The organism is Motilimonas eburnea (genome assembly GCF_021295345.1).
Lineage (GTDB): Bacteria > Pseudomonadota > Gammaproteobacteria > Enterobacterales > CBDFNC01 > Motilimonas > Motilimonas eburnea.
In genome coordinates, this window is sequence record NZ_JAIMJB010000028.1 from 1 (window position 1) to 26,995 (window position 26,995).

Sequence of the window (26,995 nt, forward strand, 5' to 3'; positions counted from 1 at the left end):
CCATTGCGTTGTTAGCCGTGGCTTTCAACATGAGTATTCACACAGATTGCATGATTAGATTGTTAAAGAACGTTGACTCAGTGGCTTTCGCTTCACCTCGTCAGGGCTGCGCATTCTACGCTAGCCGCTTTGAAAGTCAATCGTTAATTTTAAGAAATTTTCGATTTTCTTTCTGGTTAGAAACCTCAGCTTCTGACTCCCTGATACTGCGTTGCGCCTTGCGCTCTGCCGTGTCAGTGGATGCGCATTATAGGGAGATCCGTTTTGGGTGCAAGGCCTTTGGTAACAATTGATAAAACTTAAACATTAACGAACAAAAACCACACAAATAGCGCAAAAACCAAGCATTCCCTCCACGTTTCACAGCATGAAGGGAATGCTGACAGGCTATTTACTGCGTAAAGCTAAAGTGATCACCCTCTAAATCCACTTTGATTGGTGAGCCTGGTAACAATTTACCCGACAAGATGGCTTGAGCTAATGGGTTTTCCAGCTCTTGCTGTATCGCTCTTTTTAGTGGTCTTGCTCCGTATACGGAATCAAACCCAGCTTCTGCAATATGCGATAAAGCGGCATCACTTACATGAAGCTGATAGTTCTTGTCACGTAGCCTTGCTTGTAGACGCTGTAACTGGATATTCGCAATGTCTTTAATATGTTCACCAAATAATGGATGGAACACCACAGTTTCATCAACCCGGTTGAGAAACTCAGGTCTAAAGCTTTGCGTTAGTACAGCCAATACGCGCTCTTTCATTTGTGTATAAGTCGCCTGTTGGAAATGCTCTTGGATCACATCCGAACCCAAGTTAGAGGTCATGATGATCACCGTATTTCTAAAATCAACCGTGCGACCTTGACCATCTGTCAAGCGGCCATCGTCTAGCACCTGTAATAAGATGTTAAAGACATCGGGATGCGCCTTTTCTACTTCATCTAATAAGATCACCGAATAGGGTTTACGTCTGACGGCTTCGGTCAGATAGCCGCCCTCTTCATAACCGACATAGCCTGGAGGAGCGCCGACTAGACGTGCAACCGAGTGCTTCTCCATAAATTCCGACATGTCGATGCGCACCATGTTCTCTTCACTGTCAAACATAAAGTTTGCTAGTGCTTTACATAGTTCGGTTTTACCAACCCCCGTTGGACCTAAAAATAGGAAAGAGCCAATGGGCTTATTTGGATCCGCGAGACCTGCCCGACTACGGCGAATGGCATTAGACACGGCTTCCACCGCTTCATTTTGGCCAATGACACGCGTATGTAGCTGCTGCTCCATTTTCAGCAGTTTTTCTCTTTCACCTTCCAGCATCTTGCTAACTGGGATCCCGGTCCAGCGCGATAGCACATCGGCAATTTCGTTTTCACTGACGCGATGGCGCAATAAAGTCATATCTTGCATTTCCGCTTGAGAAGCAAGATCGAGCTGCTTCTCTAATTCTGGAATGCGACCATATTGCAATTCAGACATCCGGCTTAAATCACTGGCACGACGTGCAAACTCCAGATCTAGTCGCGCTTGCTCTAGCTCGGATTTAATATGCTGCGTGCCAGATAGTGCCGCTTTTTCTGCCTTCCAAACTTCGTCTAGCTCTTTAAATGCTTGCTCTTTTTGGCTTAATTCTTCGTTTAACAGCTGTAAGCGTTTTTTACTGGCATCGTCATCTTCTTTTGCTAACGCTTGTTGCTCTAGCTTAAGTTGAATGATTTTGCGCTCTAGCTTTTCCAACGGCTCAGGTTTGGAGTCAATTTGTAAACGGATACTCGATGCCGCTTCATCGATCAAATCTATGGCTTTATCGGGCAATTGACGATCCGAAATATAGCGATGGGATAGCTGAGCAGCTGCAACAATGGCTGGGTCGGTAATTTCCACCTTATGATGCAATTCGTAGCGCTCTTTGAGGCCGCGCAAAATGGCTACCGTGTCTTCTACACTAGGCTCTTCCACCAATACTTTTTGGAAACGACGCTCTAACGCAGCATCCTTTTCTATGTATTTTCGATACTCATCTAATGTAGTGGCACCCACGCAATGTAATTCACCTCGAGCCAATGCGGGTTTAAGCATGTTGCCCGCATCCATGGCCCCATCGGTTTTACCCGCACCGACCATGGTATGTAGCTCGTCGATAAACAGAATGACTTGGCCTTCTTCTTTAGCCAGTTCATTTAGCACCGCTTTTAATCGCTCTTCAAATTCACCACGATACTTAGCACCGGCAACCAAGGCGCCCATATCAAGAGAAAGCACGCGTTTATGCTTTAATCCTTCCGGCACTTCACCATCTATGATCCGCTGCGCTAACCCTTCGGCAATCGCTGTTTTACCCACGCCCGGTGCACCAATCAAAACTGGGTTATTTTTAGTACGGCGCTGTAATACCTGAATAGTGCGGCGAATTTCATCATCACGACCGATAACAGGGTCTAATTTACCTTGCTCTGCGCGCTCGGTGAGATCTATGGTGAACTTTTCTAGCGCTTGGCGCTGATCTTCTGCGTTTTGATCATCGACTTTTTGACCTCCGCGTACCTTCTCAATCGCGGTCTCTATGGTTTTTTGATTGGCGCCAGCTTTACGCAAGATATCACCTAATGCGCCTTTGTCTTCGCAAGCGGCTAAGATAAACAGCTCAGACGAGATGTATTTATCTTTGCGCTTTTGCGCTAGCTTGTCGCAGTAGTTAAGTAATACACCGAGGTTATTGGCGAGCTGCACATCACCACCGATACCTTCGACTTTCGGCAATTGATCAAGGGCCTGCGACAGCTGTGAACGTAACGCGCTAACGTCAATACCAGCGTTGGTTAAGAGGGGGCGAATTGAACCTGCGTCTTGGTTTAACAAGGCCGTCATCAAGTGCACAGGTTCAATAAATTGGTGATCTCGACCCAAAGCAAGGGATTGGGCATCTGAGATAGCAAGTTGGAACTTGCTGGTTAATCTGTCTAATCGCATACAACAATCCTAAATTTCATCATTATCTGATTATATAGATAGGTGCAGCGATGGCAGTTTCAAGTTTTTATTTTGTTAGATAAATCAAACTGGCCATTCGCCCGGTAATACCATCGCGGCGATATGAAAAAAAGTCATTGGATTCGCTATAAGTACAATGTTCGCCGCCAAAGACTTGCTCGACGCCTTGCTTGGCCAATATTAACCTCGCGAGGAGGTAAAGATCGGCTAACCACTTACCTTGATTATCTGCGACGAAGGCTTGTTTAAATGAGGTATCTTGCTCAGTAAATTGGTCACGCACTTCGCTGCCAACTTGAAATGCATCGGGCCCAATGGCAGGGCCGAGCCAAGCTAAAATGCGTTCAGGCTTTGTTGGCGCTGTTTGGATTGCACGTTGCAAAATACCATCACAGAGTCCACGCCAACCAGCATGAACAGCGGCAACAAAAGAGCCATGATAGTCGGTCAAAAGGACTGGCAAACAATCTGCGGTCATCACAATACAAGGGCGCTCTGCTAAGTCAGTCCAACTGCCATCCGCAATCGCTGGCGGACAGTCAGCGGTTTCATCGCTGGCATCATACTTGACAATATCAACACTATGCACCTGCTCTAACCAGAGAGGTTGCCGAGTTAAACCTAACCCATCAGCCAGTAAAGCGCGGTTGCTCAAAACATGCTCAGTACAATCTGACACATGCAGCCCGAGGTTTAAACTTGCAAAAGGGCCTAAACTCACACCGCCATGTCGGGTAGTACTATATGCCACCACATTTGCAGGAGCGGGCCAGTTAGGTTTAATAAGATGCATCAATTAATAATCTTCTACAGGGTTATCTTTGGTGTCTTGTCTTAACGTTTCGGTCAATTCAATCATGTCTTGCGGAATAGGCGCCTGCCATTGCATTCGCTCGCCAGTAATGGGGTGGTCTAGTTCAAGCATAGCGGCATGCAAAGCTTGGCGTTTAAAACCGCGCAGCATGGCAACCAACTCTGGGCCAGCATTTTTCGGCAAGCGAGCACGACCACCATATAACTGATCACCTATCAGTGGGTGTCCAAGGTGTGACATATGAACACGGATCTGGTGAGTACGACCCGATTCAAGACGTAATCTTAATCGAGTGTGAGCGCGAAATTTCTCTGCGACCCGATAATGTGTCACGGCAGGCTTACCTGTTTCACGCACCGCCATTTGGGTACGATGGGTACCGTGGCGACCAATCGGCGCATCGACCATCCCGCCCGCGGTCAAACGACCAATGGCAATCGCTTCATATTCACGCGTGATTTCACGCGCTTGAAGCGCTGTAACGAGATGGGTTTGCGCCGGTACGGTTTTCGCTACCACCATTAAGCCTGTCGTGTCTTTGTCTAGACGATGTACTATCCCCGCTCGCGGCACTTCAACGATTGCCGGGTAATGATGCAATAACGCATTGAGCACCGTGCCATCCGGATTTCCCGCACCGGGGTGAACCACCAAATCCGCTGGTTTGTTGATCACCAAGATATCGTCATCTTCATATACGATGTTGAGCTCGATAGGCTGCGCTTCAAAGCGCACTTCATCTTCTAATAAGGCATTGAGTTGAATCTGTTGCCCAGGCAACACCTTCTCTCTTGGTTTGTTAACCAGGGCACCATCAATCTCAACACGATCGGCCAATATCCACTCTTTTATACGAGAGCGGGAATAATCTGGAAATAGCTCGGCCAGCGCTTGATCTAAACGTTGGCCTATTTGATGAGGGGCCACCTCTGCCTGTAACTCTAATTCTTGACTCATATACTTCTTATCATTATTGGGGCTTAAAAGCCGAATAGCATCACTATATCATTTATTTTAACTTTTCTTTTGTCTCAGCATAACGGATACTTTGTCCTTTTACGAAAACACCAAAAATTAAATTGGAATTATGAAGAAACGTGTTCGGTTCATTTCGGCGGTCGCATTCACCGCATTGTTTACCTTAGGCTGCTCATCCAAAGATGACCAGGAAACGGTACCAGATAAATCTCCAGTGGTTTTGTATGAAGATGCCCAACGTTCTCTGCAAGCGGGTAACTATGGTCAAGCCGCCGATGTGCTAGAAGCACTTGATGCACGCTACCCGTTTGGCCCGCACTCTGAGCAAGTCCAGCTTGATCTCATTTACGCTTATTACAAAAGCGAAGCAACCGCCCAAGCCATGGCCAATATCGACCGTTTTTTACGCCTTAGTCCAACTCATAAAGATATCGACTATGTCTATTATATGCGTGGCTTAACGAATATGGCGATGAGCGCGACCTTCTTTCATGGTTTATTAAATATTGACCGCTTTGATCGCAATATCATCCATTACCAAAATGCTTTCATGGACTTTAAGCGCCTACTACAGCGCTACCCTGATAGCATTTACGCGGCCGATGCGCAGGCCCGCATGATAGGCATTAAAGACAGCTTGGCCAGATATGAGATTGAAGTGGCAGAGTGGTACCTAAAGCGTGATGCTTATGTCGCTGCTATCAATCGTGGTAAGTATGTACTAACCAACTTCCCCGATACCAAAGCCACCGAAGCGGCGCTTGATGTCATGTTACAAGGCTACACAGCACTGAATGTTGAAGCGCCAAAAGCACGAACACTACAAGTGATGAAAGCCAACTTTCCCAACAATAAATGGGTTCGTTAAGTTCCTAACATCATGAACAATAAAAAAAGGCCGCAAGGCCTTTTTTATTGTTGGCTTAAAACACCAAAGGATTAGATCGCTTCTTCGTTCTCTTCTCCGGTACGAATACGGATCACCCGAACCACATCGGTGACAAAGATCTTACCATCACCTATCTTACCTGTTTGCGCAGTTTGGATAATGGCTTCGATACAACGGTCAACATCTTCTGTTTGTACCACGATTTCAATTTTCACCTTAGGTAAAAAATCCACCATGTATTCAGCACCACGGTACAGCTCGGTATGGCCTTTTTGGCGACCAAAGCCTTTTACCTCAGATACTGTCATCCCTGTAATGCCGATATCGGCTAGTGCTTCACGCACATCATCCATTTTAAATGGCTTAATTATCGCTTCTATTTTTTTCATCACTCAACCTTGTATTATGTATTGCGCCAACTGGCCTATGACCAACGGCCAAATGTTATTCAATTGTGATAAATATTCACTGATTATTCAAGTAACTAGCGCAGTTCTGGCGGCACTTCAAAAATAACGTTTTCTTCCACACCCGGATTTTCAACCACGGCATTGCCGCCCAGTTGCTCAACTCTTGCAACCACCGCACGCACTAATACCTCAGGCGCGGACGCGCCAGCCGTCACCCCAACTTTAGCCTTATCAGCGAACCACTCAGGGCGGATGTCATCGGCGGTATCAATCAAATAAGCCGTCGTGCCAGCCTTTTCTGATTTTTCACGCAAGCGATTTGAATTTGAAGAGTTTTTCGACCCCACCACCAACACCACATCGGTTTTATCGGACAAGTCCTTAACCGCATCTTGTCGGTTTTGCGTGGCGTAGCAAATGTCTTTCTTACGTGGTCCTTCGATGTTCGGGAAGCGCTCACGCAGCGCATCAATCACTTCTGAGGTGTCATCCACAGACAAGGTCGTTTGGGTACAAAACAGTAAATTATCAGCATCTTTTACATTGAGCTTCGCCACATCGGCCACCGACTCAACCAAGTAAATGCCACCCGCATCATTGCTGTATTGGCCCATGGTACCTTCGACTTCAGGGTGCCCTTGATGGCCAATTAAGATACATTCATGACCCCGGCGACTCGCACGCGTCACTTCCATATGGACTTTAGTCACCAATGGGCAAGTTGCATCAAATACCTTTAAGGCACGACGCTGGGCTTCTTTGCGTACTGCTTGTGAGACACCATGAGCACTAAAGATCACGATGGAGTTATCGGGTACCTCGTCTAGCTCTTCCACAAATACCGCACCACGGGCCTTTAGCCCGTCGACCACATATTTGTTGTGAACCACTTCATGACGCACATAAATAGGCGGCTCAAATAACTCTAACGCACGCTCTACGATGCTGATAGCACGGTGCACACCGGCACAAAAACCACGCGGGTTAGCTAATAAAATTTCCACAATTCGCTCCTAGTCTATGCTGATCACTTCAACATCAAAGGTGAGAGCTTGGCCAGCTAATGGGTGATTAAAATCAACCGTTACCGACTCCCCCGTCACCTCGCGAATAATGCCCGGCAACTCAGTGCCATCGGGTTGAGTGAACGCAATAATAGCTCCGACTTCAGCAGGAGCATCACTGCTAAACTTACTGCGCTCAACATGGTAAATATTATCTGGGTTAGGCATGCCAAAGGCATCTTGTGGTTGCAATTCAAAGGATTTACTTTCGCCTTCTGTTAAGCCTAATAAGCACTTCTCAAAGTTCACCGTTAAGCTACCATCGCCCATGCGAAACTTGGCGGGTTTATTATTCACCTTGGTACTGTCGGCTGCAGAGCCATCGGCAAGCTTGATGGTGAAATGCATCACCACTTCACTGTTCGCTGCGATTTGCTTAGTCATCTTTCACTTCCTTTGGATCAGGACGTTTAACAAAAATGGCATCAAGAATAATGATCAATGCCCCTAAGAAAATCGCGCTGTCGGCAACATTAAATGCCGGCCAACGGTAAAAACCCAGATCAAAGTCGAGAAAATCCACCACAAAGCCGTGATAGAGACGATCAACTAAATTGCCAATCGCCCCACCTAAGATCAAGGTATAAGCGGCATTAAGCCACTTCTCTTGATACGGTGACTTTTTCAGCCAGTACAACAAGACACCACTTACAAACACCGCAATGCCAGTGAAAAACCAGCGTTGCCAGCCGCCTGCGTCATGTAAAAAACTAAACGCAGCGCCATAGTTGCGCGCATAAGTGAAATTAAAAAATGGCAACACTTCAATTGATTCGTACAGATCAAAATTTAAGTGCACATAAGCTTTAGTGATCATATCGATAGCGAACACAAGCACCGCCAGCCAAAGCCAGCGGAGACCTGTTTTATCGACCATCGCAGACGTCGAATTAGGCATATTGACGCGCTTCCCCTTCGCCAGTCACGTTAGTCACACAACGGCCACACAACTCGGGATGCTCAGCCACCGCGCCAACATCTTCACGGTGATGCCAACAACGGGTACATTTCGCCGCGCTTGAGGCTTCAACTAATACCGCTAACCCTTCCATTTCAGTCACTGTGGCAGATTCAGGCGCAGTTTCCACGCTCACCTGCGCTTTAGAAGTCAGCATCACAAAGCGAAGTTCATCACCAATAAGTGCTAACTTGTCGGCTTGCGCTTGGGTTACAAACAAGGTGATATTTGCTTCTAGGCCACCACCAATCTTACCATCACGGCGTGCTTGCTCTAGGGCTTTATTCACCTCACCACGAATGCGGATAACGTCATCCCAGTAGGCATTGTTAAGTGCTTCGTCTTGCTCAAGACCAAACAAACCATCAAACCACACGCCGGTAAACACAAACTCATCTCGCTCACCCGGCATGCGTTTCCAAATTTCATCAGCGGTAAAGCTCATCACCGGCGCCATCAGGCGTACTAGAGATTCACAAATTAAATACATTGCCGTTTGACAACTACGACGCGCCACGCCATCGGACTTAGCCGTGTATTGACGGTCCTTGATAATATCAAGATAGAAACTACCCAGTTCAATCGAGCAGAAATGCATCAGTTTTTGTGTAACGGTAAGTAACTGGTAGTTATCGTAAGCTTCGACCACCGCATCTTGCAGCTCTTTAGCTTTGGCCACGGCCCAACGATCCAGTGCCACCATTTTCTCAGGTGCCACCATGTCGGTTTTCGGATCAAAGCCGTTTAGGTTAGCCAATAAGAAACGCGCCGTGTTACGAATACGACGGTAGCTGTCAGCGCTGCGCTTTAAGATTTCGTCAGACACCGTCATTTCGCCGGTGTAGTCGGTCGATGCAACCCATAGACGTAAAATATCCGCACCTAGCACGTTCATTACTTCTTGTGGTGATACCACGTTACCGATAGATTTAGACATCTTGCGGCCGTTGGCATCCACGGTAAAGCCGTGAGTAAGCACTTCTTTGTATGGCGCTTCACCGTTCATCGCGGTGCCCGTCATCAAAGACGATTGGAACCAGCCGCGGTGTTGGTCAGAGCCTTCCAGATACATGTCGGCTTTATGGCCGTTGTATTCAGGGCGCGCCGCAACAACGGCAGCATGAGTGGCACCTGAGTCGAACCACACATCTAAGGTATCTGGCACTTTACGGTATTGCTCGGCTTCTTCCCCTAATAACTCGGCAGGATCGAGGTCCCACCATGCTTGGATCCCTTTTTGTTCCACTTTTTGCGCGACTTTTTCAATCAAAGCCGATGTATCAGGGTGCAGTTCTTGGGTCTCTTTATGCACAAACAGGGCAATGGGCACACCCCAAGTACGCTGGCGTGAGATACACCAATCAGGGCGACCTTCGACCATTTTTTCGATACGGTTTTGGCCCCACTCAGGGATCCAACGTACCGACTTGATTTCACCCATCGCCGTGTCACGCAGACCATTTTGATCCATAGAAACGAACCACTGCGGCGTCGCACGGAAAATAATCGGAGTTTTGTGACGCCAACAATGTGGGTAGCTATGACGGTAAGCCACATAGTGCATTAATGCGCCTGTCTCTTTTAACTTCTCAACCACGCTGTCATTGGCCTTGAATACGTGCTGACCGGCAAAAAACTCGGTATCCGGTAAATAAACGCCGTTATCACCGACCGGGTTCGCCACTTCTAGACCGTATTTATTGCCCACCACAAAGTCGTCTTGACCGTGTCCCGGCGCGGTATGAACAACACCGGTACCCGAATCAGTAGTCACGTGATCGCCTAAGATGGCCGGCACGCTATAGTCGTAGAAAGGGTGGTTAAACTGAGCCAGCTCAAGGGCTTCGCCTTTAGCAAAACCTAGCTTACGAAACTCGGTGATGTCGTAACGTGCTAAACAATCCGCCATTAGCTCTTCGGCTAAGATTAAACGCTCTTTACCCGCCGCAGAAGTCACTTCCACTAACACATAATCAAGGTTTGCCGAAAGCGCGACCGCACGGTTAGCGGGTAAGGTCCAAGGAGTGGTGGTCCAGATCAGTACCGATACTTGGCCTTCTCCGGCATCGCCTTCTAAGGTAAAGCGAGCAACCACATCGGCATCGTCTTTAGCCGCAAAACGCACATCAATGGCAGGTGACGTTTTATCTTCGTATTCAACTTCGGCTTCAGCCAAAGCAGAGCCACAATCGGTACACCAATGCACTGGCTTAGAGCCTTTATGAAGGTGGCCCTTGTCAATGATCTTACCTAAGGCGCGGATGATGTTGGCTTCGGTATCAAAGTTCATGGTGAGGTAAGGATTATCCCAATCCCCTAGTACACCCAGGCGTTTAAAGTCTTTACGTTGACCGTCGACTTGGCGCGCCGCATAGTCACGACACTTTTGACGAAACTCAGCCGCAGTGATTTTTTGGCCCGGTTTACCTACCTTTTGCTCAACCTTAAGCTCAATTGGCAGACCATGACAGTCCCAACCCGGAATGTAAGGCGAGTCGAAGTCCGACAAGGTTTTCGCCTTGATAATAATGTCTTTTAGGATCTTGTTAACTGAGTGACCAATGTGAATATCGCCGTTCGCATACGGAGGGCCATCGTGCAGAATAAAGGATTTTTTACCCTTTTTTGCCTCACGGATCTTGCCGTAAAGATCCTTTGCATACCATTCTTTCAACATATTAGGTTCACGATTAGCAAGGTTTGCTTTCATCGGGAACCCTGTTTTAGGAAGATTCAGGGTGTCTTTATAATCGCTCATTTAATCCAAGTTCCATTATCGGGAAGGTCAGTTTTTATATTGCAGACTGGTGAAATTCACGCGCCTGAGCAATATCTAATTCAATTTGTTGTTGCAGTGCCGCAAAATGTTCAAATTTGCGTTCATCGCGTATTTTTTGTTTTAACACGACTTCTAACTGACGACCATAAAGATCACCACTAAAGTCGAAAATATGTACTTCAAGTTGCTGGCGCTCGCCATTTAAGGTCGGCCTAGTCCCTATATTGGCAATGCCATGGTAGGTTTTGGTGCCCGCCCCTTTTATGTCTACGGCATAAACGCCTTTAACGGGGGTAACTAGGCGCTTAAGCCAAATATTGGCCGTTGGCACACCTATGGTGCGCCCTAACTTCTGGCCATGGGCTACTCGCCCACTGATACTATAAGGGCGACCAAGTAATTGCTGCGCTTGCTGCAGCTGTCCCGCAGCCAGCGCATCACGAATTTGCGTGCTACTGACTCGGGTTTCACCTTGTAACAAGCTTTGTGTGGCAATCACATCAAATCCAAAGCGCGCGCCCGCCTGCTGCAATAATTCAAAGTTGCCTTGGCGGCGATAACCGAAATGGAAATCATCCCCCACCACTAAAAATTTCACGCCTAATTGCTCAACCAAGATTTGCTCTATAAATTGATTGGCATCCATGGCGGCAAATTGACGGCTAAATCGCACACATAACAGCCGGGCTAATCCAAATTGCTGTAACTGGCGAAATTTGTCCCGTAAGCGGCTTAAACGTGCTGGCGAATTTTCGCCAAGGAAAAGCTCAAGCGGCTGAGGCTCAAACGTCATCACGGTAGCAGGCACGGCAAATTGCTCAGCCTTTGCAAGTAACTGTTGCAATACGGCACGATGCCCCAGATGGACACCATCAAAGTTGCCTATGCTCAAAACACAACCTTTATGCTCAGGTCGAATATTTTGAATGCCTCGGATTAACTCCATTACGCTCTACCTGTTACCACAAAACTGGCGGATTATATAACAGCCAGCTTGAGTAATCAGCCCCCTCGCGTGCGAAGATCACCAACACGTAAGCCGAAAATAAAATTAATTGCCAAATATACCGCTGCGCCACCAACAATTAACGCAGTTAAATGAATGATTTGGTTTAATTTATCTGCCTGTACCCAAGTCGCAAGATCAGGCGTAAAGTACCACAGCCCCGCCGCCATCGCGGCCGCGGCCATAAATAGACGGATCAAGAACCAAATACTGCCCGGTTGCAATACAAATACCCCTTGCAGCTTTAAGCCACGCCATAATAAAAACGCATTCAACGAGGCCGATAGCGAAGTAGCAATCGCCAAGCCAACATAACCATAGGGAATCGCAAAAATAATGTTAAATGCCATGTTACTGACCATGGCAACAATGCCATATTTAACCGGTGTTTTCGTGTCTTGACGTGCGTAATAACCTGGCGCCAGGACCTTCACTAACATAAAACTGAGCAAGCCAAAACCATACGCCATCAGGCTAATCGAGGCCATGTCGACATCACTTTGGCCAAACTTACCACTCATAAATAGCACCGCTAACATTGGCTTGGCTAATAAAATTAACCCACACATGGCCGGCACGCCTAACAGACAAACAAGCCTAAAACCCCAATCAAGGGTTTGAGCAAAGTCTTGCTTAGAATCACTGGCATGCAAACGGGACAAGCTTGGCAAAATCACGGTTGCAATCGCAATGCCAAATAATCCGAGAGGAAACTCTAATAAGCGATCAGAAAAATACAGCCAGCTCAATGCGCCATTTTGGAGAAAACTAGCGATCACGGTATCCAATAACAAATTAATCTGGCTAACAGATACCCCAAACATAGCAGGGATCATTAAGGTGCGAATTTTAACCACGCCGGGATGGTGCCAATGCCATTTAGGTTTAACTAATACGCCCGCCTTTTTCAAAAACGGAATTTGAAACAAGAATTGCACTAAGCCGCCAACAAACACCCCAGTTGCCATGATGTATTCAGGCTGTTCAACATAAGGCGCAAATACCAAGGCACAGCTAATAATGGCCACGTTCAAAAACACCGGGGTAAACGCCGCTACGGCAAATTTACCCAGTGAATTTAAAATGGCACCGCTCATGGCAACAAAGGTGATAAACCATAAATAGGGGAAGGTAATTTTAAGCAAACTTGAGGCAAGTTCGTATTTTTCACCATCGGGGCCGCCTTGCCACCAATCCACAAACCAACCAAAACCAAATAAAGCGATGATCACAGGCGACGCAATCACCCCGACCAAGGTAATCACCGTCACTATGGTACCTAAGGTACCCGACACCGCGGCAATTAACTTTTGCAATTCAGTCGCCGAGTGCTTTTCTTGATACTCAGAAAATACGGGAACAAAAGCTTGGGCAAATGCCCCCTCAGCAAATAAGCGACGTAAAAAATTGGGGATCTTATTGGCCATTAAAAACACATCGGCCGCCGCCCCCGCCCCAAGAATATTAGCGACTACCATGTCCCTGATAAGACCCAAGATCCGCGAGATCAAGGTCATGGCACTGACAATCGCGCCCGATTTAAGTAGTTTTTTACTCAAGTATTGCCTCTTTAAACTGTTAGTGCAGCGCGATTGCTGCTAGAATTCGCCGACTAGTTTAACCGTGCTGTGGGTGAGATACCATGCAGTGGTGTTTAAATACACAAAAAGGTTTGACAAAAGACGTAAAAAGAGGCATATTCCACGGCCTTTAAATACACCCCGTTTTGACAGATTTTAGGAGTTAGAACTTGGCTAATATCAAGTCTGCTAAGAAACGCGCAATCCAAGCTGAGAAGAACCGCCAGCATAATGCTAGCCGTCGCTCCATGATGCGCACATACATGAAACGCGTTGTTGCTGCTATCGCAGAAGGCAACAAAGAAGCCGCTACTGAAGCATTCAAGAAGGTACAACCTCTACTTGACCGCTACGCAACTAAAGGCTTAATCAGCAAAAACAAAGCTGCTCGTCATAAGAGCAAATACAACGCTCAAATCAAAGCGCTGTAATTTTTGCTTGATGCAAAGTAGCTAAAAAAACCGACTTAAGTCGGTTTTTTTTTGTCTTATTTTTACGCTTAATTAGGCAAATGGCACCCTGAGCTAAGGGCACCGACATAACAACCAACTTAATTATTGCGGGCGGGACTTTCTAAGCCAGAAAACAAGGCTGAGAAGTCACTTTCGCATAAACGCTTCACTGCTGGATGTTGAATCATACGCTCGGCAAAAATCACATAATATTCCTCGGTGACATCGTGTGTTTCACCAATTAACTCAACATTACCCGAGGCGGTAATTTCATCACTGTAAATACTCGGGGCAACAAAGATCCCCTTGTTATATTCGCCAAACGCTTTCATTAATGCAGCATCATCAAATTCACCCAAAATCTGCGGTGAAACCCCAAGCTCATCAAAATAGGTAATCAGCTTACGGCCTAAAGAGGTTTTCCGTCCAGGCATAAGTAACTTACGCTCTTCTAAACAAGCAGGAAAGGGCGATTCTGGGATCGGTGTATGGCAGAAGAAACTGACACCACAATAGCCAATTTGCTTGCTAAACAAGCCGGGGTTTTGGCTGGAATCGACCGGACAGTCAGATAGGATCATATCCAATTTATGTTGGCTCAATTTTTCCAGTAACATCTCATGGGTCGACTCATAACAGCATAAGTGAATCGAGCCATCATCAGGCACAACCGTCATAAGCACGCGACTCGCTAAGCGCTTGTACAAGGCATCTGCAATGCCTACCTCAAACAGAATATTTTTATCCTTAGTGTAATTAACGATATCAATCATTTCATAACTTAGGGTAAACATGCGATCGGCATACTTGAAAATCAGCTGGCCTAAATCGGTCGCTTCCAAATTGCGCCCTTTACGCACAAATAAACGTCCACCAAGGCGTTGTTCAAGCTGACGAATCTGCCCCGTCACGGTTTGTGGCGTTAAAAATAAGGCTTCAGCCGCTTTGGTAACTGAGCCTTTTTTCTGCGTCATCCAAAAATAATAAAGATGGTTGTAATTCAGGTGAGACATGTCGCGCGCTCAAAAAAGGAACCTAATGCATTGAGATTAATATAACTGATGAAAAAAAACACCTGCAATAATGAAATTACAGGTGTTTTTCCGAATAAAAACTTGAATTGAGTTAGTTTAACCGAAGCTCTGCTTGGTTTAGCTCAGGAGCCGTTTGCTTCGCCAAGGTCATATTCAAGGTGATATAACCAATAATGGCCGCTAACGTTGAACCAATTAATATCGCCAGACGAGAGATATCGGCTAACACTGCAGCATCACCAGTAAAGGCCAGTGACGTAATAAAAATGGACATGGTAAAACCAATACCACATAACACGGATACCGCAAATACTTGCGCAAAGGTAATGCCATTAGGCAATCTAGCCCATCCCATTTTTACTGCAATGTAACTCGCACTGAATATCCCTAAGGGTTTACCTAATAGTAAACCTAGCATAATGCCCATCGGTAATGGCGCGAGAATGGCACTGAATTCAATACCAGCCAATGGCACTCCCGCATTAGCAAACGCAAACAAAGGTAAAACCATAAAGCTACACCATGGGTGTAAGCTGTGCTCCAGTTTGCTCGACATCGCCATACCATTACGATTACGTAACGGGATTGCAAAACCTAACACCACGCCAGCCAGTGTTGCGTGAACACCTGATTTTAAGACTGCCACCCAAAGCACGAGGCCCACCAGCATATATAAACTCAAACGCTGTTCGCCACGCACATTCATGGTGAATAACACCGCGCAACTTAGCGCTGCAACCAATAGCGACGTGAGAGACAAATCAGCGCTATAGAACAAGGCGATAATCACAATCACGCCAAGATCATCAATAATGGCCAACGCCAATAAGAAAACCTTGAGACTCACTGGCACGCGCTTACCAAATAGCGCCAACACACCCAATGCAAATGCAATATCCGTCGCAGCGGGGATCGCCCAGCCAGAAATCGTCACGTCATTATTAAAATTAAATGCCAGAAAAACCAAAGCGGGGATCAACATCCCCCCCACTGCCGCTGCGGCGGGCAACATGGCTTTTTCTTTGGTTGATAGATCCCCTTCAATCAACTCACGCTTGACTTCTAAGCCGATCAATAAAAAGAACACCGCCATCAAGCCATCATTAATCCACAATAACAATGGCTTATCTATATCGAGCGCAGCAATTCGTAACTGCACAGGCATATCCAAAAAGCTTTGGTATAGTCCAGCAAGCGGAGAGTTTGCGATCAATAAAGCAGCAAGAGCGGCAATGATCAATATAATGCCAGGGGCAGACTCTTGTTTTAAAAACTGTTTTAATACCATATAACGCGTTTAATCCCGTAACAATAAGGCAGGTATTTGCAGTCTACCGCGAATATCAAAGTGGAAAAAAATCACTTTTTCCAGCCAGAAACATCGGAAATAATTTAAAATAATGGAAAATACATACCTAACTACCGAAATATCACTAACCTTGTTATATGCTCATATCGTGGCGCTTAACGATGTAACAGGGACGGCTTAACATGAACATACTATTGGTGGACGATGAACCCGATATCTTGCTGTGTTTAGTGGACTGTTTGGAATTACTAGGCCATCAGGTAAACACGGCTAGTAACGGCCAGCACGCATTAGCGACCATGTTACATCAGGTACCCGATTTGATTATTTCAGATATTCGCATGCCAGAGATGGATGGCATTAAACTAAAGCAAAGCATCCCAGATCACATCCCATTTATCTTTATGAGTGGTCATCTAGATGATGAGCATACCTTGAAGCAAACGGGTTTACATTATTGCCAGTTTTTGGTCAAACCATTCAAACTCGCTCAAATTAAAGCCAGTATAGAGGCCTGTTGCGACAGGTGTTGAGGTGTATACCCAATCAACTTGAAGATCCATGTCCAGGTTGATTGGGTATAAGTGTTAGCCAAGTGGCAAACGATACCACTTGGCTAGTTAGAAGTTACATTAATGGGAAGGTATTATCATTAACCACGAGTTGACCGTCTTTGAGTGAGCCTTTAAGAACAAGGTCTTCACCTTGCTGAGTTAAAATGCCCATCATGACAGCAAAATTTAGCTGATCACCGATACCGGGTGCTTGCAATATTTGTCCAGATAGACGCGCGTTGGCATTACCCGTTAACAACCCAAGGGCCGATTGAGGGGCCATCATCACGGTTTTATCTACCGCTCCGGGTGGTAAGTCAATCTCAAGGTTGGCGCTCACATCACCCCAAGGCGTCTGCGAATTGAGCTTGCTAATGGCCACATTTGCTCCCTTGCCAGCAAGATCTAACACCAACTGCTGTACTAGCGCATCGTCTATGCTGTCAGGGTATTGTTGCAATTGCGATAATTCGATTAATGCCGCTTCATCTAAACCATTAACATTAATTTCAAGCTCACTGTTAGAAAATGCCAATACCTCGTGAGCAGAGATGACATAATTGCCCACCTTGAGCGCAACCAGCGTATCTAAGGTTTGAGGCTTTTGGCCTTGCTTAAATGCGGTTTGCATCGACATTTGGGTAAAATCGACATTGATCTCTGAGCTTCTAACCTGTCCCTCACCTAATGAAAAAAGGTAATCGTAAGTCATCAAGGCTGAGTTATTAATAATGGCAAAATCACCCTTTACCGCAAAATCTTTCAGGCTTACATTTTCCTCACCCGCGATGGTTAAGGCATCAAAGCTCAGCTCTGAGTAGCCTGACAAGGCATTTAAATCCATGTTGTAGCTAATATTAATAGGGGTCAATTGAAGAGATTTGCCGCCTTCGTCGAGGTTCATTTCAACTAACTGCCCTTGCCCCGTCAGTTGGCCAAGCAGGTTAACCTCATCCTTTGCAGTATAAGGGGTATCAGTGCCAAACAATTGCTTAACCACTTCTTTTTCGACATCACCTATCACCGAAACTGCCGAGTCAATCACCGCTTTATAGGGCCAGTGTTGAATATTGGCGTCAACTTGGAGCTGCCAAACTTCTTCTGGCATATCAGGATGCTGGATCTGCAGCTGTACTTGTGACTGAGCCGACAAAAAACCCTTATTATAACTGATCAATTGTGCATTGACGCCGGCATTTTGCTCATTCGTTTGGGCAATCATCTGCTGCACTTGCTGCTCGGTATAATTGCCAACATAGTAGATGCTACCAGCGCAAGCTATCGCAGCAACCGCGATAGCGGTAAGGGTCTTTTTCATAATTAACCTTAAATAACCTAAGTTTCGAAATAGTTTGGTTGCAGGCTAACAAATCACTCAGCATAATCCCAGCACCGTAGCAGCAGAATGCTTTTGACATCAAAAAACAATAACAAAAAAACAAGAAAAAGAATCATAAACAAGCGTAACCTCACTTATCTTAATCGTGATACCCTATTTACTAGATACTCAGTGCGGCCTAGGCACTCATTGCACAGGCTCCTGTGCGGCTAACTTAGTGTGATCATGGTTACACTTGGGCGAATGTTTTTAGCATTATCAATTTATCATAATTAATGTAGTCATAATTTTTAACCAATATTTAACAAGGAACCTTCTATGGCCGGGAAAAAAATGGCTTGGATGCACAGTCCAATTACCGGTGGCGCATTACTGGTTGCAGCAACCATTGCCGCCTTGCTTTGGGCAAACTTATACCCAGAGTATTACCATCACTTTTGGCATGCCACTGTATGGCAAGTTGGTAAAGGAACCCAAGACGTTTACAGCATTAACCTGCATGCCATAGCCAATGAATTTTTAATGGCTATTTTCTTCTTCTTTATTGGTTTGGAGATAAAGCGTGAACTGCTTGATGGTGAACTGTCATCCGTCAGAAAAGCCGCTTTACCTGTGGTGGCCGCATTAGGCGGGGTGATTGTTCCGGTTATCATCTATTTCATTTTTAATGGTGGCACAGACACGGCGCATGGCTGGGGGGTCCCCATGGCCACCGATATCGCTTTTGCTTTAGGGGTATTAGCATTACTGGGCAGCAAAGTGCCATTGACCTTGAAAGTCTTCTTATCCGCGCTAGCCATTGGTGACGACTTAATGGCGGTATTAGTCATCGCTATTTTCTACACCTCTGAAATCAATCTAGGCGATTTAATCTATGGTTTAGTGGGCCTTGCTATTCTTACGGCGGCAAACCGGTTAGGCGTGAGACAAGCTTGGATCTACTACTTAACCGGGCTTGGGATTGTCTGGGTCGGCTTTTTAGCATCAGGTGTACACGCAACAATTGCCGGTGTAGCGGTTGCTTTCACTGTCCCTTCACGCCGAGGGATGGAAATGAATGTCTACCTGGATAAGGTAAAAGAACTGCTGAAAAAGCTAGAATCAGAGCGTCATGACAAAGGTGATGTCCTGAGTAAAAAAGCCATCAAGTCGTTAAAGAAAATCAAGATCCTAAGCTACGAAGCAGCCAACCCACTGCAGTTAAAAGAAAAAGCATTGCACCCTATCACGGCGCTGTTTATCGTTCCCTTTTTTGCGTTAGGTAATGCGGGGATCCCTATCAACCAAGAGGTGCTTTCTCAATTATTAAATCCCATTGCCCTTGGGGTTAGCTTAGGCTTATTAGTTGGTAAGCCCGTGGGGATTTACCTGTTTACCCGCGCATTAGTCACCTTTGGCCTTGGCTCATTGCCTGATGGGGTGACTTGGCGCCATATCCTGGGAGCAGGCTTTTTGGCTGGTATGGGCTTTACTATGTCTATCTTCATTACCGACTTGGCCTTTACTGCCGAGGTGAATCAGATGACATCAAAGATGGCTGTTTTGGTTGCTTCGGTGATATCCGGTGTGATTGGTTACGTCTTACTGGCAACAGGCCCAACCCCTGCTGCCAATAAATAGCCAGTATACAGGCGAAAAAAAGCGCGACATTCGCGCTTTTTTTATCGCTGGCTATCGAGCAGGTGAGCGAGCCTTAAGACCGAGCACGATACCCCGCACACAAGCCGAACAACAGTAAGGCAAACCAACTCAAACTACCACCACCGCTTGAAGAAGTGATAACTGGCTCGGTGGTCGGCGCTTGCGAGGGGTTAGGTGAAGGCATAGGCGTTGGCACAGGCGTAGGAGCGACTAAGGTCAACATTAAATCCGCTGATGCACTCTCGCTTTGCCCATTGTTATCGATGTCTTCAACAAAGTTAGCCGTTACCTCATAGCTTAGGCTCGCTGGTAATGTGCCTGCCGTTGTGGTTGGTGTGTACTCAAACGCAACATTTAGGCTGGTATTAGGTAAAATCTGAGTCCCTAACATATCAGGTTGAACCTGAATAAAAGTACTTGTGGTTTGCACTGAACTTAATGTCACCACTTGATCTGTTTGATTATGAAGCGGCAAGCTAAATTCATAACCCTCATCAACCCGAATGTTACCTAGGTCAACATCTCCCAACCATACTTGCTGCATGGTTTGGCTGATCCAATCTGAGAAATAGCTCACGCTGGTATAACCGCCAGGCATGCCCGCTTCGGCGCAGTTAGAGCCGTAACCCGCGCTGACGAGCCCCACTTGCACATCTCTTCCTTGCTCACGCAATATCAAAGGGCCACCGCTGTCACCAAAACAAGCATCTTGACCTTCCTCTCCCCCCGCACAAATCACGCCAGATGGTAGGTTATTGAAGGGACAATCAACGTAAGGTACCGATACTTGCTGCAGTTGCTCGCCATATTCATTACCCGCTTTATTGGTCGCTCCCCACCCCAATACTTGTAAACTGGTTTGCCAAGGCAATTGAGCAAAATCAATCGGAGCCAGTAGATCAAGCGGCGTTGCACTGCTTGGTTTGGCCAAGTGGATCAAGGCAATATCATTCGTTAAGGTGGCAGATTGATAGTTCTGATGTGAGAAAATTTTATCGACGGAAAACAATTCACCTGACTGATTCAAATCCGTGATGCCTAAACGAACAAATAGCTGGTGACTCGTCATGTCCTCAACGCAATGAGCAGCACTAAGCACCCACTGCGGGGCAATCAAGGACGCCCCACAGATATGGGCATAACCTTGTTGCCAGGGAACTTGCAAACTCACCATCCAAGGCTGAACTTGGCTGACGTCATTTCCGCCCACAATTCTAGGTGAGATAGATGGCGATGCACTGGCGAGTAAAGAAGACGAAAAAATCAGGGTCGAGCCCAGTAGGATCCATTTCATGATTGAATACTCCATTGAGATATTCATCAACTGTAGCAAAGCCATCATCAAAACGATACGGGTGAGATTGGAAACAGAATAAAATCAGTGAGGAGAATAAAAATAGAGAAGAAAAAAAACTGCCGGTGAACTATAGGGCTCATCAAAACTGATGTCACCGGCAGACTAAAAACGCTATATCTATTATCAAGGTTTGTCCATCCTGGTCAGTAACGACTTGATGAAGATAGAATACTGCAATTTAACTTAACCAAAGCTGAATAAACTACCCATACAAACAAAACAAAAATATATGCTGGCAAGCCACCCCTCTTCGCTGGGTCTAACAACCACAAAAGGCTAAGCCTCTCCCCTAATCCGTCATAGATATCTTGACCCCATCATCTATACTTCAAATTGCTTGAAACGCTTGATAAATAACGGGGCTACATGCAACCAATCAGTGATCATGAGTTAACCACACTAGAGCAAAAGCTACGCAGCTTTCACGACAGCCAACCATTGGCTGCATGTTTATTTGAATTTATCTTTACTCGCACCCCAGCTCAAGCCACCTACCTCATTCGACAAGAGCCTGATTTTAAAGTTATTTCCTTTCAGAAGCGTGAACAGCAAGCCAAACATGGCCATTTTGATCTCGATGAAGCCTCTTTGGCCATTCCCGATGAGATGCTTTGGCTATTTTTTCAACGCGGTATGCAACTCGCGCCCTTTTATAATTACCAAGCCATTCCAGAGCTCAGCTTAGACGAGGCCAAATACGGCCACTTCGGCCACTATCGCGGCATCAACTTAGTCCAACTGCATAGCGAACAATTACTCCTTTTTATTGAATTTCCCCAAGGGGCCGAAATGGAACAAGCCGATGAGGGCGATCCGAATTTTGTCGCTCTGTTTCATCAGTTTGCGTTGGCTATACAAGTACTGGAGCTGAAGAAAAATGCATTTCAGCAAAACTTTGAACGAGACCGTAAAGAAGGCTTTTTACAAGACGAAATTAGCCGGCAAAAAATCTTTATTGAGCATATGAGCAAATTGCAAAAGGTCAATATTAAACTCAGCGATTGCCCGGATTTAGACAGCCTATACCTGAATGCGGTCACTAGCATCAGAGAAGAATTGGGGTTTGACCGCGCCAGCCTCTACCTTATCGACCACGCCACCCAAACCATGACAGGGACTTATGGTACCGATATACGAGGGGTGACCACCGACGAATACCGCGCGAACCTCAAGCTATCTAGCCTTGCTCCAGTATTTTATGAAGCCCTCAGTCAACCCAATGAGAACTTGATTGTGTTAGACGATGCACCTTTATACACCCTAGATGAAATTGTCGGTAAGGGCTGGAATGCCATGCTTATATTGCGTGACGGTGAACACCCCATCGGCTGGCTTGCCATCGACAACCTAATCAATAAGGCGCCATTACATGAATACCAAAAAAAACTGTTAAACTACTACGGCGCCGCCTTGGCGCAACAACTCGTTCGTCGTCGCAGTGAAACCGACCTTATTTTCCTTAACAATGCCATCTCCGAAATGTCCAACGCCAATAGCGTCCTCGATGTTTGCCATATCGCTGTTAAGCTAGCTCGGACTAAAATGCATTTAGATCGCGTTGCCATTATGCTAAGCAACCATGATAACACTCGACTTTCTGGCACGTATGGCACAGACGTAAAAGGGGCATTAGTAGACGAAAGCTACTATCAAGCAGAGCGTCCCGATACCGAACTGATGCGTTTAGCCACCACCTCGAGTAAAAGTTATTGCTTCATGGACCCAGCACCACTTTATCAAGATGGAAAAATCATTGGTTATGGTTGGAATATTGTGGTGTGCCTTCGCAGTCAAGACGGCATAGTAGGCTACCTAATGGCTGACAACTTATTGCACCGTCGAGCCCTTAACTCAGGGCAAAAAGAATTGATTCGCTTATTCGGCCTCAATGTCGCTCAAATGATTGCAAAACGACGAATAGAAGAGCAAGTATTAGCATTGAATGCAGATTTGGAGGCCAAAGTCGCCAAACGCACCTTTGAACTGGAAACCCTGAATAAAAAGCTTGAAGCCTTGTCCATCGAGGACAGTTTAACAGGCTTGCACAATCGCCGCAGTTTTGAACAAACCTTAGACAACGAGTGGCATCGCATGCAACGTCTCGCTAAGCCATTGTGTCTCATTATGCTCGATGTCGATTATTTTAAGCAATTTAACGACTATTACGGGCATTTAAGTGGAGATGCGTGCCTTAAGGATATTGCGGAAGCCCTCACTCAAGTCTGTCATCGAGCGACCGACTGCTGTACCCGGTTTGGGGGCGAAGAATTTATTGTGTTGTCACCCGACACCAATATCGAGCAAGGCCAAGCCATGGCAGACAAGATCCAACAAGCCATTGCCGAGCTCAATATTCCTCACCAAGAATCCAAGGCTGACTCAAAAGTCACGGTATCCATCGGCATTGCGGCGCTGATTCCCACCACCGCCACCACCAAAGAGCAACTCATAGAGCTGGCGGATAAGGCCATGTATGAGGCCAAGGCCGCGGGGCGAAATCGCATCATAGCCCACCCCGCAGACTGAGCTTAGGGTAGTTATCCTGTCGCTGCAGGCTGCCTGAGCTAATGATTCACCCCTATCAGGACGCGGTTATAAGTTAGGGCCTGTTGACCTTTTGAGCTTGTTTTTGCAGCGATTTGTTGGGTATTTATACAAGGCAGTGACTTTGCAGCATAGTCAACTATGCAAAAAGGCGCTAACGCAGTAGAAATGACCAACAAACGCTGTCCTACGGATTCGGCTAAAAGCGTTTTGTTCGTCGTTGAGCAGTATTTACTTAGAATGCTAAGCTACACACTGCTCGCCTTGCCCAAAACGCTTTTAGACAGGGTGTCTCCCACCCGAACAAAAAGTAACCACGAAAGGTCAACAGGCCCTAGTCAACTGCTCTTGAGCAAGTGATAAGTCTAACGTCGCTTTGAGTAATTTGAACAATAAAATAGCGGCATCAATTTCTTCTTTGCGGTTAGTTAAACTCTCAATATTTAAGCCAAGGGGGATCCCCAAAGGCAAACAAGCCGCAAGAATTTGCTGTAGATTATTGTGGCAAATTGAAATGGATTCTCGCAGTGGGTTTTCTGCCGCCAAGATGCGTAAACTCGTGGCTTCAGGCACCGAAATGCCTAACCATTCGATAAACTCTAAGGTCTTAGCACTGCCACAAGGGGAAAACGTTAAGATAATACGCGCAGGGAGCTTACCTTGAGTTTTACATTCCAAAGCGTAGCGCGTCAGTAAATCTATGGTTGCTTGCGCATCATAGACAGCCTGAGTAACAAAAAACTCACAACCTTGCTGGCCTTTTTGCAACAAACGTAGATGCTCATCCCCTTTCTTTGCATGACGCTCTGCGATCGTCACCCCACCAAGCTGATAGGCCAAGGGATTGTCCCCTAAGACACGATAAGCATCCGCCAAAGGTAAGCGAATGTCGCCTTCCGATGAAGGGCTGCCCACTAACACAAGGTCACGCACCCCAAATTGATGCCAAGCTTGCTCTAACCAAGCTCGAAAGTCGGCTTCATCGCGCTGTGACACACTTTTATAGGTGATCACCTCTCGACCCGATTGCTGGCGCAGTAACTGGCTGTATAAACGTGGATCATGAGTCGATTTAAATGGAAACGGTCTAGGTTTATCAATGCGTGAGGTTTCATCTTGAATATCATAAACAATCAAGCCGTCATATTCGATTTCAGTTAACCTTGCTAACAGCTTTCCAGCAATCGCACTCACCTGCTCAAGGGGAGTATCTTCCTTTGGTGGCGTCGTGCCGATAAAGTAAACACCTCGGCTAAGCTCGGTAAATTTATGTTTTAATTCAGATTCCATTTCGAGTCTCCAAGGAATGCGCAATAAGTGTGACAAGGTTTGGACTAAATTGTCGCACACCTCAAAAAAGAAACCCAATCTTGAGTTAAAAAATATCTTTTCAAACTTGCTCAATGGCTAATTTGAGCCACAATTAAAAGGAGATATGCAGATACACCGCATATCGGAGGTTAACAATCACCTTAAGTATGTAAATGTACAGGTGTGTTGGTTAGCCCTTGTTAGTTAAGTACTCAGGTTTAGCAAAGTGTAAACACAGCGCTAAATCACTTTTTGTACCGAGTTAACAAACAGAGGAGCAACGACCAAAACGGTTCAACGTGACACAAGTGACTTTTAACTTAGGTTGTAACATCTCCAAGCTCCACTTGCCCTGTCGCGTAACGCCCTTTCATAGGCTGCCGTTTAATTGCAATACTGATGTACCAAAGAGTAAGCAATAACGCACTAGTGCAGTCGATCGTGCAGTGCTGATTGTGTGAAACTGAGTAAATTTGCAAACCGCCTTCTTCTGGGATGAAAGAGTGTCATGATTCATTTAAATGACACTAACACTAGGCCATGTAGCGCCCCTATCAAAGGAAGAAGGCTTCTCCTCCCTTATTATTTTGACAAGTAACCACCTTTGACGAGTGGTAAACAAAACGCCCAACAAACCCCACACCAAAGCCAACTGTACTTAATGCTTGATAGCGATCTCAATTAGTTACCACTAAGCTCACATACAGCCTTAACAATTTGGATCAGTGTTAATCTGGGTAAATTGATCCTGTTAACAAATAATTTAACAAGTTGGCCACAAATCCCTCTAAAGATCACACCCGCCTAGATTGCACTTTGCGCTTTTGCTAGCTAAATGCAACTATTCAATCAAGATTAACAAGTTTAATTGTCTAATTAGTTAGGCTTTGGCAGGCAAATATGCGCAGCATTACGGGTAGCTTTTTAAGTCTATTTGCTATACCCAGCGGGATCTCCGTTGCAACACAAATGTTGGGCAAGGATATTGCTCTGGCTCAGCATGAGCTAAAAGTGCAACATCATCAACAAGCGTTGTTTTTTGCAGAGCGCGCAATAGAGGCTGGCGAACACTTAAGTAAAATCGCTGCGTTAACCATTAAAGCCATGATATATATGGATATAAATGAGAACGACAAACTAGTACTTGCCACTACCGAGCTTGCCCTTACCTCACAATTGAGCTTTTTAGAACAAAAAGCCCTATTACAAGAGCTCTATGCCGAACTCAACGAAATTAGACTAGGCAAGTTAGCCGCCTAGTCTATACCAATCCACTTGAAAGCCAATCCACTTGAAGATGCGTGATTGGGTATTTAACTCATTAAGTCGTTTACCTGCTGTTGTAACTGCGCGACTTGTTGTTTCAGTGTTTCCACTTCTGCCTGCAATTGTTTTAGTTGAGGCAATTCACTTGGCTCTACTGGCGCTAAACTTGCCACTTCCTGCGAGGTATCCGGGGCATTAACTAATTCATCTTTAGCGAATAAATGTAAATAACGGCTTTCCCTCTTACCCGCTTGTCGGGGTAACTTTTTCACCAATGCAGGGCTGCGCTGGGCCATTTCATCTAAGGTTGATTCCACTTCTGCCACATCACTGAAGTTAAACAGGCGCTGACTGCGACTGCGTAACTCACCGGGTGTTTGTGGGCCACGTAAAAACAGTACACAAATCAAAGCCAGCTCGGCTTCACTGAGTTTCAGTTCACCAAATTCGGTATTACAAAAACGGTGGGCATATTTATTGACGCGACTACCAAATCCCGACTCAAGGGTTACCAATCGCTTTTTGACTAATAAATCCACTGTGTTTTGTAACTCAAGCTCGCTCATCGCCAACACAGGATCGCGATTACTCTTTTGATTACAGGCAGTTAATAAACTATTAGCGGTTAACGGGTAATAATCTGGGGTGGTGACGGCCTTTTCAAATAAACATCCCAGCACTCGGGTTTCAAATAAACTTAGATCTTGTTCCATGGTCATGCTCG

General features: G+C 45.9%; 23 protein-coding genes. 7 read left to right on the plus strand and 16 right to left on the minus strand.

All coding sequences use genetic code 11. The features are described from left to right. Positions 1 to 293 (plus strand): hypothetical protein (locus K6Y21_RS19385; RefSeq protein WP_233073555.1); only part of this gene is annotated, 293 nt, incomplete at its 5' end. A 98-nt stretch (positions 294 to 391) separates the two neighbouring features. On the opposite strand, the gene clpB is transcribed toward K6Y21_RS19385, so the two are convergent. The 3 genes from clpB to rluD all read right to left on the minus strand — a co-directional run bounded on the left by clpB (position 392) and on the right by rluD (position 4,757). After that, complete coding sequence (gene clpB, locus K6Y21_RS19390) at positions 392 to 2,965, minus strand: ATP-dependent chaperone ClpB (RefSeq protein ID WP_233073556.1); 2,574 nt, start codon at positions 2,963 to 2,965, stop codon at positions 392 to 394. A gap of 67 nt (positions 2,966 to 3,032) precedes the next feature. Next, positions 3,033 to 3,779: a peptidoglycan editing factor PgeF gene (gene pgeF / locus K6Y21_RS19395; RefSeq protein WP_233073557.1), complete on the minus strand. Its 747-nt coding sequence runs from the start codon at positions 3,777 to 3,779 to the stop codon at positions 3,033 to 3,035. Positions 3,780 to 3,782: 3 nt separating this feature from the next. After that, a complete protein-coding gene (rluD, locus tag K6Y21_RS19400) occupies positions 3,783 to 4,757 on the minus strand; it encodes a 23S rRNA pseudouridine(1911/1915/1917) synthase RluD (protein ID WP_233073559.1) in 975 nt (324 codons plus the stop codon). Between the two features lie 130 nt (positions 4,758 to 4,887). On the opposite strand from rluD, the gene K6Y21_RS19405 reads away from it, so the two are divergent. Then, entirely contained in the window at positions 4,888 to 5,646 is a 759-nt protein-coding gene (locus K6Y21_RS19405) for an outer membrane protein assembly factor BamD (RefSeq protein ID WP_233073561.1), read from the plus strand. Between the two features lie 71 nt (positions 5,647 to 5,717). Here the strand turns inward: K6Y21_RS19405 and glnB are convergent, their stop codons facing one another. The 7 genes from glnB to murJ form a co-directional block, all read right to left on the minus strand. After that, positions 5,718 to 6,056 (minus strand): nitrogen regulatory protein P-II, encoded by a 339-nt coding sequence (glnB, locus tag K6Y21_RS19410; protein WP_233073562.1) that lies wholly within the window; start codon positions 6,054 to 6,056, stop codon positions 5,718 to 5,720. A 95-nt stretch (positions 6,057 to 6,151) separates the two neighbouring features. Next, positions 6,152 to 7,081, minus strand: a complete 930-nt coding sequence (gene ispH, locus K6Y21_RS19415) for a 4-hydroxy-3-methylbut-2-enyl diphosphate reductase (RefSeq protein WP_233073563.1) — start codon at positions 7,079 to 7,081, stop codon at positions 6,152 to 6,154. 9 nt (positions 7,082 to 7,090) lie between these two features. Beyond that, complete coding sequence (gene fkpB, locus K6Y21_RS19420) at positions 7,091 to 7,525, minus strand: FKBP-type peptidyl-prolyl cis-trans isomerase (protein ID WP_233073564.1); 435 nt, start codon at positions 7,523 to 7,525, stop codon at positions 7,091 to 7,093. After that, entirely contained in the window at positions 7,518 to 8,039 is a 522-nt protein-coding gene (lspA, locus tag K6Y21_RS19425; RefSeq protein WP_233073565.1) for a signal peptidase II, read from the minus strand. Before lspA ends, fkpB begins: the two co-directional genes overlap by 8 nt. Next, positions 8,032 to 10,857 (minus strand): isoleucine--tRNA ligase, encoded by a 2,826-nt coding sequence (gene ileS / locus K6Y21_RS19430; RefSeq protein WP_233073566.1) that lies wholly within the window; start codon positions 10,855 to 10,857, stop codon positions 8,032 to 8,034. The genes lspA and ileS overlap by 8 nt, the downstream gene beginning before the upstream one ends. A 34-nt stretch (positions 10,858 to 10,891) precedes the next feature. Beyond that, positions 10,892 to 11,824, minus strand: coding sequence for a bifunctional riboflavin kinase/FAD synthetase (gene ribF, locus K6Y21_RS19435; protein ID WP_233073567.1), 933 nt, complete (start codon positions 11,822 to 11,824; stop codon positions 10,892 to 10,894). Between the two features lie 56 nt (positions 11,825 to 11,880). Further along, on the minus strand, positions 11,881 to 13,443 hold the full coding sequence (murJ, locus tag K6Y21_RS19440; protein ID WP_233073568.1) for a murein biosynthesis integral membrane protein MurJ: 1,563 nt from the start codon (positions 13,441 to 13,443) through the stop codon (positions 11,881 to 11,883). Between the two features lie 191 nt (positions 13,444 to 13,634). Between murJ and rpsT the strand changes: the two genes are divergently transcribed. Next, positions 13,635 to 13,895 carry a 30S ribosomal protein S20 gene (gene rpsT / locus K6Y21_RS19445; protein WP_233073569.1) on the plus strand — a complete coding sequence of 87 codons (261 nt, stop codon included), beginning with the start codon at positions 13,635 to 13,637 and terminating at the stop codon, positions 13,893 to 13,895. A gap of 119 nt (positions 13,896 to 14,014) precedes the next feature. Here rpsT and nhaR read toward each other — a convergent pair whose 3' ends face one another. Continuing rightward, entirely contained in the window at positions 14,015 to 14,929 is a 915-nt protein-coding gene (gene nhaR / locus K6Y21_RS19450) for a transcriptional activator NhaR (protein WP_233073570.1), read from the minus strand. A 112-nt stretch (positions 14,930 to 15,041) separates the two neighbouring features. Beyond that, positions 15,042 to 16,238 (minus strand): Na+/H+ antiporter NhaA, encoded by a 1,197-nt coding sequence (gene nhaA / locus K6Y21_RS19455; RefSeq protein WP_233073571.1) that lies wholly within the window; start codon positions 16,236 to 16,238, stop codon positions 15,042 to 15,044. Positions 16,239 to 16,441: 203 nt separating this feature from the next. Between nhaA (K6Y21_RS19455) and K6Y21_RS19460 the strand changes: the two genes are divergently transcribed. Beyond that, entirely contained in the window at positions 16,442 to 16,792 is a 351-nt protein-coding gene (locus K6Y21_RS19460; RefSeq protein WP_233073572.1) for a response regulator, read from the plus strand. A 94-nt stretch (positions 16,793 to 16,886) separates the two neighbouring features. Here K6Y21_RS19460 and K6Y21_RS19465 read toward each other — a convergent pair whose 3' ends face one another. After that, a complete protein-coding gene (locus K6Y21_RS19465) occupies positions 16,887 to 18,131 on the minus strand; it encodes a DUF945 family protein (protein WP_233073573.1) in 1,245 nt (414 codons plus the stop codon). Positions 18,132 to 18,470: 339 nt separating this feature from the next. Here K6Y21_RS19465 and nhaA (K6Y21_RS19470) point away from each other — a divergent pair, with 339 nt between their 5' ends. After that, positions 18,471 to 19,772 carry a Na+/H+ antiporter NhaA gene (nhaA, locus tag K6Y21_RS19470; protein WP_233073574.1) on the plus strand — a complete coding sequence of 434 codons (1,302 nt, stop codon included), beginning with the start codon at positions 18,471 to 18,473 and terminating at the stop codon, positions 19,770 to 19,772. 73 nt (positions 19,773 to 19,845) lie between these two features. Here nhaA (K6Y21_RS19470) and K6Y21_RS19475 read toward each other — a convergent pair whose 3' ends face one another. Continuing rightward, the gene (locus K6Y21_RS19475) at positions 19,846 to 21,087 is read right to left on the minus strand and encodes a serine protease (RefSeq protein WP_233073575.1); all 1,242 of its coding nucleotides are present in this window, start codon (positions 21,085 to 21,087) and stop codon (positions 19,846 to 19,848) included. A 429-nt stretch (positions 21,088 to 21,516) separates the two neighbouring features. Here K6Y21_RS19475 and K6Y21_RS19480 point away from each other — a divergent pair, with 429 nt between their 5' ends. Next, entirely contained in the window at positions 21,517 to 23,676 is a 2,160-nt protein-coding gene (locus K6Y21_RS19480) for a sensor domain-containing diguanylate cyclase (protein ID WP_233073576.1), read from the plus strand. Positions 23,677 to 24,018: 342 nt separating this feature from the next. Here the strand turns inward: K6Y21_RS19480 and K6Y21_RS19490 are convergent, their stop codons facing one another. Continuing rightward, on the minus strand, positions 24,019 to 24,984 hold the full coding sequence (locus K6Y21_RS19490; protein ID WP_233073577.1) for a methylenetetrahydrofolate reductase: 966 nt from the start codon (positions 24,982 to 24,984) through the stop codon (positions 24,019 to 24,021). 921 nt (positions 24,985 to 25,905) lie between these two features. Here K6Y21_RS19490 and K6Y21_RS19495 point away from each other — a divergent pair. Then, positions 25,906 to 26,265, plus strand: coding sequence for a hypothetical protein (locus K6Y21_RS19495; RefSeq protein ID WP_233073579.1), 360 nt, complete (start codon positions 25,906 to 25,908; stop codon positions 26,263 to 26,265). Positions 26,266 to 26,318: 53 nt separating this feature from the next. On the opposite strand, the gene K6Y21_RS19500 is transcribed toward K6Y21_RS19495, so the two are convergent. Beyond that, the gene (locus K6Y21_RS19500; RefSeq protein WP_233073580.1) at positions 26,319 to 26,984 is read right to left on the minus strand and encodes a YceH family protein; all 666 of its coding nucleotides are present in this window, start codon (positions 26,982 to 26,984) and stop codon (positions 26,319 to 26,321) included. Positions 26,985 to 26,995: the final 11 nt, after the last annotated feature.